This window comes from Halobacillus sp. ACCC02827, from assembly GCF_030291935.1.
GTDB lineage: Bacteria > Bacillota > Bacilli > Bacillales > Halobacillaceae > Halobacillus.
This window is the reverse complement of the sequence record NZ_CP128168.1, coordinates 1101195-1117228: the sequence shown is the minus strand read 5'-3', so window position 1 is coordinate 1117228 and position 16034 is coordinate 1101195. Positions and strand designations below refer to the sequence as shown.

Here is a 16034-nt window from a genome sequence, read left to right as displayed (position 1 = left end):
CGCCCACCTTTATGTATCCAATCTTCATAGTAATTATGTGCGTTTTCTTTCCTATTCATTGTATCATAAAGTATAGCGACGGAATAAGCAGTACGTCTGACTATTTCCCATAATCAGGAGGTTTTTACATGTCCCAGGAAATTGAAATCGAATTCAAAAATCTGCTAACAGAAGCGGAGTATAACCGTATTTATCAGTTTCTCCCATTCGAATCGGTTGAACTTATGGAACAAACCAATTATTATTTTGAAACAGGTGACGGGCAATTGCGGGGGAAGGGCGCTGCACTAAGGATCCGCAAGAAAAACGGCTCCTGGACCATGACTTTGAAAGAGCCTCACAAGGACGGACTTTTAGAGACTCATGCACCTTTGACAGAAGAGGAAGCGAACCTATGGATCCAGAACAAAGGTCCGAAGAAAGCAGATATCTCCCGTCAATTGGAGGGGCTCGGCATCGATCAGGACCGCCTTCACTACCTCGGTTCGCTTACCACACGGAGAAAAGAACTGCCTTATAACGGAGCTCTTGTCGTTCTTGATCACAGTCTTTATTACGATAAGGAAGACTACGAACTGGAAGTGGAAGCTCCATCGAAAGAGGCAGGTTTACAGGTCATCAAGCAAATTCTGGAGGCGTGCAAGATTCCCGAACGGCAGACAGATAATAAGATCAAACGCTTCTACCAAGCCAAGCTGCAATCAGAATAGTTGCCGTCCACACCTCCCCATTGCTAAAATGGACTCACAGACAGGACAGGAAGGGATTATATGCAACAACGTGGTACGATTTTCGATGAAATAGGAAAAGATAAAATCGATCAGCTCGTCGAGGCTTTTTATGCACGGGTACAGAAGCACCCGGACTTAGTACCGATTTTCCCCAATGATTTCAGCGAAACCATTCGTAAACAAAAGCAATTTTTGACACAGTTTTTTGGAGGTCCGCCCCTCTATGTAGAAGAGCACGGTCATCCGATGCTCAGGGCGAGACACCTGCCATTTGAAATAACTCCAAAGAGAAGAGATGCCTGGCTGTCATGCATGTCGGGAGCCATGACGGAAGTGGGCATAGAAGAACCCCACCGCTCCTTCATGTTTGAGCGATTAACGATGACAGCCAACCATATGATGAATACACCTGAGGATGAGAAAGGAGAATCGATGTGAGTTGGAAAAGCTTGAGCAGTGAAAAAGAGACAAATACCACAACAAGCGGCTTCTTCGATTTATTGAAACGGCCTATAGAAATTTATGTCTTCATCGATCCTCTCTGCCCGGAATGCTGGTCCATGGAACCTTTTCTCAAGAAGCTCAACATCGAATACGGCCGCTTCTTCACCATAAAACCGATCATCAGCGGCAAGCTGGCTAATCTGCATCAAAATAAAATGAAGAAACCGGAAAATCTGAAGCAGGCCTGGGACCATACGGCGTCCCGTACAGGTATGTGCTGTGACGGCGATGTCTGGCTGGAAAATCCCGTCGCTTCCCCTTTCGCAACGGCTCTCGCAGTCAAAGCAGCGGAATTGCAGGGAAAAAAAGCAGGCATGCGCTTTCTTCGCAAAGTACAGGAATATGTATTCCTTGAGAAGCAGGACATCTCTGATGAGAAGGTACTCATCGAATGTGCGGAACAGAGCAAACTGGATGTCAGGGAATTCAAGAAAGACATCCATTCAGATGCTGCGAAACGGGCCCTCCAATGCGACTTGAAGCTCGCTCATGAAATGGAGGTTGATTCCACGCCGACCATCGTCATTTTCAATGAGTCAGAAGAAGACGCCGGACTGAAAATTACCGGACTGTATGCTTACGATGTGTACGTGAAAGTGTTGAAAGAAATGCTTCAGAAAGATCCAAAGCCTGGTGTAAAGCCCGCTTTGGAGGATTTCTTGCAACACTATCGCTTCGTAGCGAATAAGGAGATCGCCGTCGTGTACGACTGGACGGAACAGGAAGCGAAACGGGAAATGAAGAAGTTGGTCCTGAAGCAGAAAGCAAGAGAAGTGCCTGTCAAACACGGTACTTTCTGGAAATATATGAACTCTTGAACAGTAACAGCTCCCGCATCCAGCGGGAGCTGTTTTTACATAGAATCCCCCTGACAAGCATAGGATGATTCAAGGAGGTGTGTCTGTATGATGAAACTATGGATGGCGGTCCTTTTTCTTCTTATCATTCTGATGCTTCTGCTGCTTCACCTGCTCGCCTTAATGAAGATGTTCCCGTTATACGTCACATCGCCGCTCCTCTTTGCAGCTATCTACCTGACTATTTCCCTGTTTACTCACAAGAAAACCTTCCGAGGTTTTAAATGAGCACGCTACATAGTTTTTCAAAAAAAGAAGCGCCCGGAGCAGCCCGGACGCTTCTTTTCCTTTATGCTTTCTGCAGCAATTGTTCCATTTCATTCAACTTCTCTTCAAACACGTCCAGTGCAGCAAGAATCGGATCTTTGGAGGTCATATCTACGCCGGCGCGTTTCAACACCTCGATCGGGTAATCACTGCTGCCCGCCTTAAGGAAGCTCTTATAGCGGTCGACCGCTGGTTCGCCCTCTTCCAGGATCTGCCCCGCCAGTGCCTGTGCGGCTGCATAACCTGTAGCATACTGATAGACGTAGTATCCCATATAGAAGTGCGGGATGCGCGCCCATTCCAATCCGATGTCGTCATCAATGACGATATTGTCACCGAAATACTTCTTATTCAAATCATAATAGATTTCTGTCAGCTTACCGGCTGTAAGAGCCTCCCCGTTCTGGGCCTGAATATGAATTTCATGCTCGAACTCCGCGAACATCGTCTGACGAAAGACGGTTCCCCGAAAGCCTTCCAGAAAATTATTCAACAGGTACAGCTTTTCCTTGTCACTGTCAACTTTGTTCAAAAGATGATCGTTCAACAGCGCTTCATTACAAGTAGATGCAACCTCTGCCACAAAGATGGAGTAGTTACCGTAACGATATGGCTGGTTCCGGTGCGTGTAGTAACTGTGCAGGGAGTGGCCGAGCTCGTGAGCAAGGGTGAACAAGTTGTTCACGTTGTCCTGCCAGTTCATAAGGATGTAAGGGTTGGTACCGTAGTGGCCCGAGGAATACGCACCGCTCCGTTTTCCTTTATTCTCTTCGACATCGATCCACCGATCTTTAAATGCTGACTGAAGGATCTCCCCGTACTCTTCTCCAAGCGGTTTCAGCCCGTCCAGCACAAGCTTCTGCGCTTCTTCATAAGAAACTTCCATTTCCGCATCCTTAACAAGCGGTGTATATAAGTCGTACATATGCACTTCATCCAACCCGAGGACCTCTTTACGCATTTCTGCATAACGATGTAATAAAGGCAGCCGTTCATGAACTGCTTCAATCAAGTTGTCGTATACGGATTCAGGGATGTTGTTGTTATCAAGCTTCGCCTGACGAGCCCGGTCATACTTCCTTACCGTCGCATTGAAATTATTCTTCTTCACATGCCCGCTGAGCGTGGAAGCGAACGTATTCTTAAAGGAACCGAACGTGTCGTACATCGCTTCAAACGCACGCCTGCGTACATCTCTGTCATCTGATTTCAAGAATCCGACATAGCGGCCGTGCGTGAGCTCCACGTCTTCCCCCTTCTCGTTTTTAATCACAGGGAAAGTAATGTCCGCATTGTTAAGCGCTCCGAAGGTCTGGGAAGGATTCGCCCCGATTTCCGAAAAACCAGCCAACAGCTTCTCTTCCTGTTCACTGAGCACATGTGCCCGCTGCCGCGTAATCTCATCAAGGGTGTGTCTGTATAATTCCAACGGCTTGTAAGTATCAAGGTATCCTTTAACCGTACCTTCCGGCAGCGCAAGAATTTCAGGAACGATGAAGCTCATCGCAGAGGCGAGTTTGGTAAACAGCGATTCCGCTTTCGCATTCATCTCCTGATAATGAGAGTTCGTCGTATCCTGATCGTTCCTCATATGGGCATAAGTATATAGACGGCCGATGCGATTCGAAATTTTGTCCTGGAAATCAAGCAGTTTGTAAAGCTGCTCGGCCGATGCTCCTAAATTCCCCCGATAGTTGTCCAGTTCGGGAAGCATTCCCTCAATCGCTTTCAGCTCTTCATACCATTTCTCATCCGTTTCAAATATAGCCTCGAGGTCCCACGTTTTTTCTACAGGAATCTCCTCACGTTTTGGTAATTGTTTCGTTGAAGACATGTCCAACATCCTCCTTCATAAAAAGATCATCTTATAATGGTTTCTCGATTTTTCAAGTAATCCCTTCACAAACCGAAACATTTTATAAACGCCCCAGCTGTGCTAAGGTTTGTTCGTCTTCCTTTAGTCCGGCTTCCATATGGGTATGGAAGGTCAGCTGCCTGTTCTTCACCCACTTATTCTTCCCTGTTTTACGCACGATATTTAAAGCGTGGAGCTGCTCTAAATACTGCATGGAAAGCGAAGGCTGATAACCATTGATCGTCTCTGGGACTTCCACTTCGGGTAATTCAATGATTGTTTCATACGAAGCAGGAAGAAAATGTTCAATCAAAAGTTTCGTCTGCCATAGATACGCCTTCCCTCCCAGCTGTACCTGTCCCGGCACCGGGAGAAATGCAGCACTTGGAATCAAAGAGAAGTGAAGACCTTTTAAGTATAAATACTGGCGGTATTGACGCTCGGAAGAACTTTCCTCTTTACGGTAAACCGTGCGATTAACATACCACATCTGCTGTAAATAATCATGGAAAACGTTTCTAGGAAAGGGGGCTGGGGAGGAGAATAACTGCGGAAAAGAGAGGTGTGAAAGAGGGACTTTCTTTATGCTGCCTATCGTCATTCCCATACCGAGAGAGCCTTGCGGATAGACGAGAATTATCTCTTGTTTGGAAATATCGAGAAAAAACAGTTGGTACCCGTGAGGGAAGTGATACATGCAAGTACGGAGGAAATCATTGAGGATAAAGCGATGGGGGCCTTTTTGACAAAAGTGACGGCTGCTGAGAATCCACAAAGGGAAAATTCCCATCGATTGATACGCTTTTGTTCGTTTTATAATGTCTTTTTGGGGAATGCGTGAACATTGGTACTCCAAGGCGATCCGTCTGCGCGGCAGAGTCAGCAATACGTCCGGGCGCTTCCCATTCGAAAGCCTCTTCTCTATTGCTGCCTCCTGCCCCTGCTGTTTAAGCCAGTGGAACAGCTGCCACTTTCCGCGCTCATGCTCCTCTGTTTCCCCTCCACTCCCTGCCGCACACTCACTGTCAGGACGATGGGCGAAGTGCGGGGTCACCTTATTTCCGGCTCTGATCAGGACTCGCTCCTTACATACAGGGCAATGGTACGTGTCGTTTCTCATGGAATCAATCATACTTTTAGATACTTGGTACAGGGATAGAATTTCCCCTTTGCTGTCTAACGCATACATCAACAGCTTCACCTCCACCCCTACCTTTCGACAAAAGAAAGTCCTTCCCCTTTTTATCAAATAAAAAAAGCACACAAAACTGTGTGCTTCTTGCATCAATCAACAGGGAAGTGCTGTTTGATGGAAGATAAGGCGTCTGCTTCGAATATGGTTTTTCCATACTCTTCAAGCCTGTGTATAGTCAGAGAAGATTCCTGGCCATACTCCATCAATTGACTCAGAATATTTTCCTGGTCGTCATCACTCATATTTTCATCTTGGAATTGAATATATAGATAGTATCGATCCTCGAAATGGAACAACTTCTGCTCCATACTTTCCGGTGAAGATACGTAGTGACTTAATTGAATGATGTCTTCGAAATCCTGGAACTTCAACGTAAATGCTAAAGGCTCGTCAGAATCGATTTCCTCATCCTCATCTTCATCATCCTGATCATCTTTCGCATGGAATTTATCATCCAATAATGATTCCAGCTTATCGTCAATCGGCAGATCGATTTCTTTCCCGTCTTCCTGAGGCAGTTCAAGCTTTTGGCCGTCTTGAGACACTTGGGCTTTCGTGACAATTACCTCTAGGCCTTTGTCCATTGCCTGTACTTGAATCCAAAGCGGACCATCCGCGTGGAAATTCTCCTGGTCGTTGACTTCATCCATCATTTCCCAGAACAACTGCTCACTGCGCTCACGGTTATACCAGATCTCTTCTCTGTCGAAACCTCTTTGCTCAACATCTTGATATGTTACGTAAAACTTCACGGTGTTTTCATTGATACGTTCAATTTCCATAACGTCTCTCTCCCTTCTTATCATGTTTTAAGGGGGAAGGGAACACTCACCCTTGCGTTCGTTTTAGAACCTTACCCGTTAGGCCCTGGCTTCAACCGTTGAGATGTGTAGAAAGTAAGGGTTGATGTATTCCTATTGTATGACAGGAATGTCTAAATGGAAAACAAATTGCTCGAATTCAGCATATAACCATATAAGACATGAATATCATGACAATAAGGCCGTCTTACCGGGTGGTTGAGTTATCATTTTAGCCTATTCCCCTAAGTTTGTCACTACATAGCCAGGAGGATTATCACATGAACTGGGACTTGCTTGAACCACTGTTGATCATCATCAGTATCGATATTATTCTCGGCGGAGATAATGCGGTCGTCATCGCACTCGCGAGTCGAAACCTCCCCCCGGAACAAAGGAACAAGGCCATCATCCTCGGGACAGGCCTCGCGGTCGCCGCCAGGGTGCTGTTAACGATGGTTGCTCTTTATCTTCTCCAAATTCCTTATCTTCAATTAATCGGAGGGCTGTTACTTTTCTATATCGCCATCAAACTCTTGACAGACAATGACGAAAACGACCATATCAAAGCCGGTGACAGTCTGTTCGCAGCTGTTAAAACCATCGTCTTCGCCGATATCGTCATGGGATTCGATAATGTGCTTGCCATAGCAGGTGCCTCGCACAACAACATCATCCTCGTTGTGATCGGTCTGCTCGTTTCCGTCCCAATCATCGTTTGGGGCAGCAGGATTATCCTTCATTTAATGGACAAGTTCCCGATGCTCATCTATTTCGGTGCCGGCATTTTGACCTTTACAGCGGCAGAAATGGTGCTGGAAGACCGCCATGTCCTCCACTTTGCAGAGCAAATGCCGATCATCCACCAAGTGTTCGCTCCTTTCATGGTCATTTTGGTTATTACATTAGGATATTTCGCGAACAAAAGGAAGGGAACGGCGATATGAAAACCGGGCTCGAACCATATAAAAAGAAAAAAGCTGGAGAGGCTACCGCCTTCCAGCTTTCTTCATTTATTAATTGACTAAGCGTTGTGCTTCTTTCAATTGGAACGTACGAACGCTGCGTGGAAGGAATCGACGAATTTCGTCTTCGTTGTATCCTACTTGCAGACGTTTGTCATCCAGAATGATTGGACGGCGCAGCAGACCAGGGTTTTCTTGAATAAGATCGAACAAATCCTGCATCGGCAGCTGGTCAAAGTCCACTTTCAATTTTTGGAATACCTTAGAACGTGTGGAAATGATCTCTTCCGTTCCATCCTCAGTCATACGAAGGATTTCCTTGATCTCGTCCAACGTTAGCGGCTCAGAAAAAATATTTCGTTCCGTATAAGGAATATCGTGCTCTTCAAGCCAAGCCTTTGCTTTACGGCATGATGTACAACTTGGTGAGGTATAAAGTGTAACCATATAGATACTTCACTCCTCAATAATTTATGGTGTTATTTAATTACTTCTTTCTTTGTAATCAATATAATCTAACCTTGATTCTACTATAACACATCTGTCAAGCATTATCTATATAAAGTTCAACAAATATGTGACAATACGATTCAAAGCGCGTTTCCTTTAAAGAATTACCCGTTTTATCACACCGTTAAACATAAAAAACAACCATTCTGCATTTTTTTCATTTTCAACTACGTGTTTTTATTGAAAATACCCACCTTAGGATGGCGGGTATTTGTTCTATAAATCAGTTTTTCGTTTTGTCCAATTCCTTTATGATATTCTCCACATCTCTATCTTCATCTCTGGTCAGCACTTCATCCACGTGCTGATACGATTTCCCGTAGAACTCTTCGTCCTTGTAAGTATGGATTTCCGTGTACATCGCTTTCATTTTTTCGTAAATCTCTTCTTCGGAAGCATCTTCCGGTGACCAGTAGAGAATTTCCATGGCATTGACTTCGTTCGTTGCAAGAGACCTTCGTGTATAACCAATGGATTGGGCGTGTTTAAAGCCTTCCCTTTGATAGAAGCGGAGTCTTTTCTCCGTATCCGTGTCGGTATAATCGACCGGTTCTACTTCCAGGATGATCGGCTTTCCTTTCGCTTTCATTTTCTTGATGAGTTTGTGACCAAGTCCCTGACCACGTGAAGCAGAGGAGACATATACATAGTCGATGAAAAGGAAAGTATCGAACTCGGCATACATTAAAACGTGATGCTCTCCTTCATCTTTAAAATATACGTCGCTTTTCTCTTTCAATAGTGCTTCCATGTGTTCTTTTGATTTCATTTCCTCAACAGGAAAATACTCGTTCAACTTCTCATACCAATTCATTGATCTACTCCCTTACAATTTGTCCCTTTTATTATAACGAATAATTCAACTTATGTTAAATGGCGCCGGATGCGCTCCTGCTGTTTTTAGGATATGGAACTGCCATCGATCTATTCAAACGGCCACAAGTATTAATACCCTGTTCTCAAGAAGATCAAACACCAAAAAAGGACCAGATCTCTCTGGTCCTCCCCTTTAATTCATCGGCGTATAGTCGACATTGCTGGTGTAATTGTTACCGGCATTCCAAAGCAGGAATTCATCAATACCGTTTTCATTCAACGCTTTGATCTGTGCTTCCACCTCTGCTTTTCCGTACTGCTTCGTCGCTCCCGAATACAGCCACGGCGCCTCAAAATCCTGAAGCCAAGGACGTGAAGTCGGCTTGTCTTCCAGTTTCCCCAGCACTTCATTTTCCACCTTGGCATATTCATCAATCAGACGGTACGGTTCTTCGTCGGGTTTGGCAATTCCGAAGTAGGACCCCCAGTGACTCGGATAGATCATTGATGAAATGACATCGACATTGCTTGATATTTTCGAGAAGTTCTGTCCGATATTCGGAGCTTCCGGAATCGTCGCCGCATAGCCGAAGATGTCAACAGAGACATCGACATCGTAGGCTTTCAATTCACCCTTCGCATATTCGACGAAATCGGTGACCGCCTGGACTCGTTTCTGTACATGATCCATCTCCAAATCCGCATACTTCCCTTGACCGTATGTAAGGATGTCTTCCCTTTCTCCGAAACCTTCCGGGAAACGGACGTAGTCGTACTGGATTTCCTCGAAGCCGAGCTCTGCCGCCTGTTTGGCAAGCTCTACATTATACTCCCACACTTCTTCCATGAACGGGTTCACAAAAGATTCCCCTTTGCCGTTCTTCCACACTTGACCGTTTTCTGTAAAAGAAAGGTCCGGTCTTTTTTCAGCGAGCAGACTGTCCTTGAATACGACAACACGTGCGATAGGATAGATACCTTTCGATTCAAGCTCCTCAAGCATCGCCCGCGGATCATCGATGAACGGCTCCGCCACTTCTGCATAAGGGGACCCTTCTTCCGGCTCAAACGTGATATTTCCATGGTCTTCTTTAATATCGATTACCATGGCATTCAATTCTGTATCCTCCACGAGCTTCGTAAGTTCTTCCATCTTCGCACCGCCTGCTGAAGGACCTGTTACATAAATCCCCCGGACGGCATCCGGATACTCGAAGTCAAGTCCCGACTGATACGTGAACCTTGCTGCTTCCCCGGAATCCGGCAAGGCTTTAATTCCAAGCTGCCGTTCCGTCATGATGCCGGCTTCTCTTACTTCTTTATTATCTTCCTCTTCTGCCTGGACATAAGAGAACGGAAGAACCACTCCTGCCAGAATGGCAGCCGCACATATCCCAAGCCTGCGAAATTTCCTCATTAATAACCTACTCCCCTATCCTCTAGATACTCTTCATTATAAAGAAGGTTGTAATTATATAACAGGGATGGAAACGAATTTCTTCCAATTTTCTACAAACCCCTGTTCCAACGGACACGGCCGCAAAAATAAAGACACCTGCCGAATCGGCAGGTGTCTTCTTTCTTTATTGATGTACGACACCATATTCTTTCTGGTATTGCTCGAATTCCTTCGTCGTACATAACACGAAGTGACCTGGACGGACTTCACGGAATTCCGGCTCTTCACTCGTATCGTGCTTGCTAGGGTCATACGTGAAACGCTCACGGTTGCGCTCATAATCCGGATCCGGAAGGGGGATAGCGGATAAAAGCGACTGCGTGTACGGGTGGATCGGATTCTTGTAAAGATCATCTGCATCAGCAAGTTCCACCATTTTACCGAAGTACATAACCCCGATTCGATCACTAATGTATTTCACCATGGAAAGGTCGTGGGCGATGAACAGGTACGTCAAACCTTTATCCTTCTGAAGTTTCTTCAACAGGTTGACCACCTGTGCCTGGATCGACACGTCAAGAGCAGAGATCGGCTCATCGGCAATGATGAAGCTGGGTTCTACTGCAAGCGCCCGTGCGATTCCGATTCGCTGGCGCTGTCCGCCGGAGAATTCATGTGGATAACGGTTGGCGTGCTCTTTGTTCAATCCGACCGTTTCCAGCAGTTCATACACGCGCTCACGTCGAGCTTTATCGTTCTCTGCAAGTCCGTGAATGTCCATCCCTTCAGCGATGATGTCCTCGACTTTCATCCGCGGGTTAAGAGACGCATATGGATCCTGGAAGATCATCTGCATTTCCCGGTTGAATTTTTTCAAATCCTCCCGACTTTTCTTACCGTGGACGTTCTCTCCATCGAAGATGACCTCTCCGTCTGTTGCATCATAAAGACGGATGATCGTGCGCCCGGTCGTCGATTTCCCACAACCGGACTCTCCAACAAGCCCGAACGTTTCGCCTTTATAAATTTCAAAGTTCAAACCGTCTACAGCTTTGACGACACTGTTCCGACCAGTTTGGAAGTGCTGCTTCAAATTCTTGATTTCAAGTAGTTTTTCTCGTGTCATACACGTTCACCTTCCGATTCACTCTTTGACTTCGCCATACCTTCCATCCGCTTCTTAACTGCAGCAGGCGGATCGATATCCGGAGCATTTTCATGCAGGAGCCACGTTGCTGCATAGTGGGTATCACTCACCTTGAACATCGGCGGCTCTTGTTCGAAGTCAATCTTCATTGCGAATTCATTTCTGGCTGCAAACGCATCGCCTTTTGGCGGATGCAAGAGATCGGGCGGAGATCCCGGAATGGCATAAAGCTCTTCATCTGCACTGTCCAAAGAAGGCATAGAGCCGAGCAGTCCCCATGTGTACGGGTGTTTTGGATTATAGAAGATATCATCTACCGTACCGATCTCTATGATCTTACCAGCGTACATGACAGCAACTCTGTCCGCGACATTTGCAACGACGCCGAGATCGTGTGTAATGAAAATCGTAGCAGAATCTGTTTTCTTTTGAATCTCTTTCATCAACTCAAGGATCTGTGCCTGAATCGTTACATCAAGGGCTGTGGTCGGCTCATCCGCGATCAACAGTTTAGGGTTACAGGCAAGGGCGATAGCAACGACAACACGCTGTCTCATTCCACCTGAGAATTGGTGCGGATACTGCTTTATACGGTTCTCCGCATCAGGGATTCCGACAAGCTCAAGTAATTCGATCACGCGTTTACGCGCTTCGGTCTTACCCATTTTTTGGTGCTTGATCAAGCCCTCCATAATCTGGTTTCCGACTTTCATCGTCGGGTTCAAAGACGTCATAGGGTCTTGGAAAATCATAGATATTTCTTTCCCGCGGATTTTCTGCATTTGCTTTTCGCTCATTTTCACCAGGTCACGGCCTTCAAAAAGGATTTCTCCTTCTTTGATGCGCCCGGGCGGCTTCGGAATCAGCTGCATCAGTGCTTTCGTCGTTACAGATTTACCGGAACCGGATTCGCCGACAATCGCCAGCGTCTCCCCTTTTTTCAAATCGAAGTTAACCCCACGTACAGCTTTTACTTCACCGCCGTAGGTGTCAAATGATACATGCATATTTTTTACTTCTAGAAGTTTTTCCATCTTGTACACCTACCTCCTACTCGCGCATCTTCGGATCAAGTGCATCACGAAGACCGTCTGCAAGCATATTGAATGCAATCATGATAAGCGAGATTACAATCGCCGGGAACAACAGGATGTGCGGATAAATCTGAAGGGATTTGAATCCGTCATCAATCAGCGTTCCAAGTGATGCTGTCGGCGTCGGCAGTCCGAGACCGATGAAGCTCAAGAAGGCTTCGAAGAAAATGGCACTTGGAATCGTAAACATCGTATTGATGATAATCAATCCGGTTACGTTCGGTACCAAGTGTTTTCTCAGGATGCGATTATCCTTCGCTCCAAGCGTTTTCGATGCGAGCACAAATTCCTGGTTTTTCAATTTCAGCACCTGGCCTCGTATGATACGGGCCATCGATATCCACCCGGTGATCGTCAAGGCTATCGTGATGGATAAAATACCCGGCTCGAGTATTAAAATCATCAGGATGACGACAACGAGGTTCGGAATTCCCATCAGAATTTCAATGACACGCTGCATATAGTTATCGACGCGGCCGCCGTAATAACCGGAAATACCACCGTATGCAACCCCGATTACCATATCAATCGCTGCTGCCAGTAAGGCGATATACAAGGAGATCCTCGTTCCCATCCAAGTCCTTGTCCACAAATCACGTCCAAGACCGTCTGTCCCGAACCAGAATGATTCATCATTCATATCTTTAGCACCGTAAACGTCGTATACGGCTTCCACCTCTGCAGGCTCCCCGTTGGAACCATCATTCAAAACTTTCGTCTGAATGAAATCTTCCTGGTTGTTGAAACGCATCATCGCTTTCGTTTCAGCTTGTTCAACTGTACCGGCGCTTTGTACGGAAGTCAGCGTACCATCCATACCAAGCCAGCCGAGCCCTTCCACTTTAGGTGGCATCTTCGCACGGGACAAATCCTGCTCATACTGTCCATAGTCATTCATGTATGGACCAAAGATCGCCATGACACCTAAGGCAATCAAAATGAACAGCCCGATCATCGCACCTATATTCTTGCGAAGGCGGATGAAAGAATCCTGCCAGAATGACAGGCTGGGTCTTGAAATACCTTCGTTATCCTGTTCTTTCGTATTGACGGGTACAAATAAATCTTTCGATGGTTTTTGATTATCCATATGGACTACTTCCCTTCTGCCAGTCGGATTCTAGGATCAATGATTCCATAAAGAAGATCAATGATTAAGATAATGACAATAAACAGGAAGGAGATTAACAAGGTTGTCCCCATGATAATCGGAAAGTCATTCGTATTGATCGCTTTAACGAATTGTTCACCAATCCCAGGTACGGCGAAAATATTCTCGATGACAAGCGTACCGGTAATCAAGCTGACCGCAAGTGGCCCCAGTACTGTAATAAGTGGAATCAACGCATTCCGGACGCCGTGTTTCAATACAACTCCGAATTTGTTGACACCTTTCGCACGTGCCGTTGTGATATAGTCTGAGCTCATGACTTCAAGCATTTCCGTCCGCATGAAACGAGCGGCAATTGCTATCGGGAATATGGCAAGGGCTACGGTAGGAAGAACCGTGTACTCCCAGCTTCCCCAAAGAGCAACAGGGAACCAACCAAGTTTTACACCGATGTAATATTGAAGAATACCTGCAAATACGAAAGAAGGGATAGATTTCCCGATGACTGCAATGAATGTCGATAGGTAATCCATGAACCCATTATGATAAATGGCCGATATGATTCCGAGAAGCATCCCGAAAATCGTACCGATGATCATCGCTTGCACGCCGAGCTGCATAGACGGGCCGACCCGTTCCATCATGATCGTCGTCACTTCACGATTATCGAATTGGAAGGAGATTCCCAAGTCACCTTGAGTCAAGTTGACCATGTAATTAAAATACTGTACAGGAACCGGGTCATCCAATCCGTACTTCTCCAACACAACCTGCTGTTGCTCTTCTGACAATTTATCTGCAGCACTTAGGGGAGTACCTGGTAAAAACTTCATCAGGAAGAACGTAAAGGTTGCAATAAGAAACATCGTTATAACCATATAGACCAATCGTTGTAGTATATAACGTGCCATATGAACACCTCCGTTTAAGTAAACCCTATCTCTTATTTTTCTATCTCTGTCGAAATTAACTGAATTTTGTTTATAATTAGAATATTTCCTTTTCAGGGAAAAAGAGAGCATATGCCAACGCGCTGGTCATATACTCTCTCCCTTATAAAAGAAACTTATATGTGGTTAGTATGGTGCGCGCTATTATTTACCTTCGATATAAGCATACTTGTAAGTGTAGTCAGGTCCCATCGGGTTGACAATTACACCTTTAAGGTACGGCTTATAAAGTTGTGCCTGAGCACGTTGGTAAAGTGGAGCAAGGACTGCATCTTCCTGGATCAAAAGTTTCTCCGCTTCAAGGAACGCTTCGAAACGCTCAACCGGCTCAAGAGCTAGTTCGTTGTTCGCTTTTTCAATCAACGCATCATATTCTTCGCTGGAATAACCAGTCATGTTATTTCCACCGTCTGTTACCCACATGTTCAAGAATGTGTTCGGATCGATGTAGTCAGGACCCCATCCGGAGTTCTGAAGCTCATAGTTCATGCTTGTGTCACGCTCAAGACGCTCTTTGAAAGGTACGGAAGTGACGTTAACAGTCAAGCCTTCCAATTTCTCAAGCTGGTCTTTGATGTAAGCATCCATCTGCTTGGCAACTTCTGTATCGCCGCCAAGGTATTCCAATTCAAGTGTATCTTGACCAAGCTCTTCTTTAGCCGTAGACCAAAGCTTCTGCGCTTCATCAAGGTTGTACTCGATCAGGTCACCGTTAATATCGCGGAAGTCTTCTCCGGATTCCGGATGGTTCGCGAACTTGGCAGGAATGTCACCAACTGCAGGGATGGAACCGTTGTTCAGAATAACGTCAACCATGCTTTGACGGTCGATCGCCATTTGAATCGCTTTACGTGCATTTACGTTACCAAGAATTTCGTTTTCCTGGTTCATCTTCAAGTAGAACAATGTCGGCTCTTCTTTGACGCCGAACTCTTCAGAAGTCTGGTACTGATCGACGAACTCGGAAGAAAGGTTCACACGATCGACTTCCCCAGTTTCATAAAGGTTTACAGCCGTTGCTGTATCTTTAACAACTTTGACGTTGATTGTATCAAGCTTCACGTTTTCTGCATCCCAGTAATCTTCGTTCTTCTCAAGCGTCCAGCCTTCGCCGTGGTTCCACTCTGTCATAACGAATGGTCCGTTATAGACAAGCGTGTCCGCTTCAAGCGCATATTGATCGCCCTGTTCTTCAACGAATTTCTGGTTCAATGGAAGGAACGTACCGAACGTAGTCAAAGACTCGAAATAAGGAATCGGTTTTTCCAACTCAACTGTCAATGTATAATCACCGTCTGCTTTTACTCCAAGATCTTCAACTGGAGTATCACCGGCAGCAATTGCTTCTGCATTTTTGATTACGCCACTCATCATATATGGACCATACTCGGAAGCAGTATCCGGGTTAACCGCACGCTGCCATGCATATACGAAATCGTTCGCTGTTACAGGATCGCCGTTTGACCAGACAGCGTCCTCACGAAGAGTGAATGTCCAAGTAAGACCGTCTTCACTTACTTCATGTTCTGTAGCGATACCAGGTTCCGCTTCTGCACCTTCACCAAGACGATAAAGCCCGTCCATTGTAGATCCAAGGAATTGGAACGCTACTGCGTCCGTAGCAAGAGAGGAATCCATTGTAGGAATCTCTGCTGTGTCATAAAGGTTAAGTACTTGCTCGCTGTCTGGTGATGCTTCCCCATCAGACGAGCTGTCGGATGAATCGTCTGAAGAACCAGACGTATCGTCCCCGCCGGAACATGCCGCGAGGAACATGCTTAGTACCAGTGCCAGTACTAGCAGTAACCAATTTGTCTTTTTCATGTAGAAAAT

General features: G+C 45.8%; 16 protein-coding genes. 5 read left to right on the top strand and 11 right to left on the bottom strand.

Translation table 11 applies throughout. From position 1 onward, the window contains the following. The first annotated feature begins 128 nt into the window (after positions 1-128). From QRD89_RS05830 to QRD89_RS05815, 4 genes are all read left to right on the top strand, one after another. Positions 129-710, top strand: coding sequence for a CYTH domain-containing protein (locus QRD89_RS05830; protein ID WP_008638731.1), 582 nt, complete (start codon positions 129-131; stop codon positions 708-710). A gap of 60 nt (positions 711-770) precedes the next feature. Beyond that, positions 771-1169 (top strand): globin domain-containing protein, encoded by a 399-nt coding sequence (locus QRD89_RS05825; protein WP_008638732.1) that lies wholly within the window; start codon positions 771-773, stop codon positions 1167-1169. After that, positions 1166-2053 carry a ClpXP adapter SpxH family protein gene (locus QRD89_RS05820; RefSeq protein WP_008638733.1) on the top strand — a complete coding sequence of 296 codons (888 nt, stop codon included), beginning with the start codon at positions 1166-1168 and terminating at the stop codon, positions 2051-2053. Before QRD89_RS05825 ends, QRD89_RS05820 begins: the two co-directional genes overlap by 4 nt. A gap of 87 nt (positions 2054-2140) precedes the next feature. Next, positions 2141-2320 carry a hypothetical protein gene (locus QRD89_RS05815; RefSeq protein WP_008638734.1) on the top strand — a complete coding sequence of 60 codons (180 nt, stop codon included), beginning with the start codon at positions 2141-2143 and terminating at the stop codon, positions 2318-2320. Positions 2321-2381: 61 nt separating this feature from the next. Here QRD89_RS05815 and pepF read toward each other — a convergent pair whose 3' ends face one another. The 3 genes from pepF to mecA all read right to left on the bottom strand — a co-directional run bounded on the left by pepF (position 2382) and on the right by mecA (position 6191). Beyond that, positions 2382-4193, bottom strand: a complete 1812-nt coding sequence (gene pepF, locus QRD89_RS05810) for an oligoendopeptidase F (RefSeq protein WP_026578367.1) — start codon at positions 4191-4193, stop codon at positions 2382-2384. 82 nt (positions 4194-4275) lie between these two features. Next, complete coding sequence (locus QRD89_RS05805; RefSeq protein ID WP_286096857.1) at positions 4276-5403, bottom strand: competence protein CoiA; 1128 nt, start codon at positions 5401-5403, stop codon at positions 4276-4278. A gap of 95 nt (positions 5404-5498) precedes the next feature. Next, positions 5499-6191 carry an adaptor protein MecA gene (gene mecA / locus QRD89_RS05800; protein ID WP_008638737.1) on the bottom strand — a complete coding sequence of 231 codons (693 nt, stop codon included), beginning with the start codon at positions 6189-6191 and terminating at the stop codon, positions 5499-5501. 299 nt (positions 6192-6490) lie between these two features. Here mecA and QRD89_RS05795 point away from each other — a divergent pair, with 299 nt between their 5' ends. After that, positions 6491-7156 carry a TerC family protein gene (locus tag QRD89_RS05795; RefSeq protein WP_008638740.1) on the top strand — a complete coding sequence of 222 codons (666 nt, stop codon included), beginning with the start codon at positions 6491-6493 and terminating at the stop codon, positions 7154-7156. A 69-nt stretch (positions 7157-7225) separates the two neighbouring features. Here QRD89_RS05795 and spxA read toward each other — a convergent pair whose 3' ends face one another. From spxA to QRD89_RS05755, 8 genes are all read right to left on the bottom strand, one after another. Next, a complete protein-coding gene (gene spxA / locus QRD89_RS05790; protein ID WP_008638741.1) occupies positions 7226-7621 on the bottom strand; it encodes a transcriptional regulator SpxA in 396 nt (131 codons plus the stop codon). Between the two features lie 286 nt (positions 7622-7907). Then, positions 7908-8498: a GNAT family N-acetyltransferase gene (locus tag QRD89_RS05785; RefSeq protein ID WP_008638742.1), complete on the bottom strand. Its 591-nt coding sequence runs from the start codon at positions 8496-8498 to the stop codon at positions 7908-7910. Between the two features lie 195 nt (positions 8499-8693). Continuing rightward, positions 8694-9917: a putative glycoside hydrolase gene (locus QRD89_RS05780; protein WP_286096480.1), complete on the bottom strand. Its 1224-nt coding sequence runs from the start codon at positions 9915-9917 to the stop codon at positions 8694-8696. Positions 9918-10083: 166 nt separating this feature from the next. Next, positions 10084-11025 (bottom strand): ABC transporter ATP-binding protein, encoded by a 942-nt coding sequence (locus QRD89_RS05775; RefSeq protein ID WP_286096479.1) that lies wholly within the window; start codon positions 11023-11025, stop codon positions 10084-10086. Beyond that, positions 11022-12080 (bottom strand): ABC transporter ATP-binding protein, encoded by a 1059-nt coding sequence (locus QRD89_RS05770; protein ID WP_008638747.1) that lies wholly within the window; start codon positions 12078-12080, stop codon positions 11022-11024. The genes QRD89_RS05775 and QRD89_RS05770 overlap by 4 nt, the downstream gene beginning before the upstream one ends. A gap of 16 nt (positions 12081-12096) precedes the next feature. Beyond that, positions 12097-13230, bottom strand: a complete 1134-nt coding sequence (opp3C, locus tag QRD89_RS05765; RefSeq protein ID WP_008638749.1) for an oligopeptide ABC transporter permease — start codon at positions 13228-13230, stop codon at positions 12097-12099. Positions 13231-13235: 5 nt separating this feature from the next. After that, positions 13236-14162, bottom strand: coding sequence for an oligopeptide ABC transporter permease (gene opp3b, locus QRD89_RS05760; protein WP_008638751.1), 927 nt, complete (start codon positions 14160-14162; stop codon positions 13236-13238). Between the two features lie 183 nt (positions 14163-14345). After that, complete coding sequence (locus QRD89_RS05755) at positions 14346-16025, bottom strand: peptide ABC transporter substrate-binding protein (RefSeq protein ID WP_062512909.1); 1680 nt, start codon at positions 16023-16025, stop codon at positions 14346-14348. Positions 16026-16034: the final 9 nt, after the last annotated feature.

Coding starts and splice junctions, on each gene's coding strand:
- pepF (WP_026578367.1), bottom strand. CDS start 4,193: ATGTCTTCAACGAAACAATTACCAAAACGTGAGGAGATTCCTGTAGAA.
- QRD89_RS05815 (WP_008638734.1), top strand. CDS start 2,141: ATGATGAAACTATGGATGGCGGTCCTTTTTCTTCTTATCATTCTGATG.
- QRD89_RS05770 (WP_008638747.1), bottom strand. CDS start 12,080: ATGGAAAAACTTCTAGAAGTAAAAAATATGCATGTATCATTTGACACC.
- QRD89_RS05775 (WP_286096479.1), bottom strand. CDS start 11,025: ATGACACGAGAAAAACTACTTGAAATCAAGAATTTGAAGCAGCACTTC.
- QRD89_RS05825 (WP_008638732.1), top strand. CDS start 771: ATGCAACAACGTGGTACGATTTTCGATGAAATAGGAAAAGATAAAATC.
- opp3C (WP_008638749.1), bottom strand. CDS start 13,230: ATGGATAATCAAAAACCATCGAAAGATTTATTTGTACCCGTCAATACG.
- mecA (WP_008638737.1), bottom strand. CDS start 6,191: ATGGAAATTGAACGTATCAATGAAAACACCGTGAAGTTTTACGTAACA.
- QRD89_RS05785 (WP_008638742.1), bottom strand. CDS start 8,498: ATGAATTGGTATGAGAAGTTGAACGAGTATTTTCCTGTTGAGGAAATG.
- opp3b (WP_008638751.1), bottom strand. CDS start 14,162: ATGGCACGTTATATACTACAACGATTGGTCTATATGGTTATAACGATG.
- QRD89_RS05830 (WP_008638731.1), top strand. CDS start 129: ATGTCCCAGGAAATTGAAATCGAATTCAAAAATCTGCTAACAGAAGCG.
- QRD89_RS05780 (WP_286096480.1), bottom strand. CDS start 9,917: ATGAGGAAATTTCGCAGGCTTGGGATATGTGCGGCTGCCATTCTGGCA.
- spxA (WP_008638741.1), bottom strand. CDS start 7,621: ATGGTTACACTTTATACCTCACCAAGTTGTACATCATGCCGTAAAGCA.
- QRD89_RS05805 (WP_286096857.1), bottom strand. CDS start 5,403: ATGTATGCGTTAGACAGCAAAGGGGAAATTCTATCCCTGTACCAAGTA.
- QRD89_RS05755 (WP_062512909.1), bottom strand. CDS start 16,025: ATGAAAAAGACAAATTGGTTACTGCTAGTACTGGCACTGGTACTAAGC.
- QRD89_RS05795 (WP_008638740.1), top strand. CDS start 6,491: ATGAACTGGGACTTGCTTGAACCACTGTTGATCATCATCAGTATCGAT.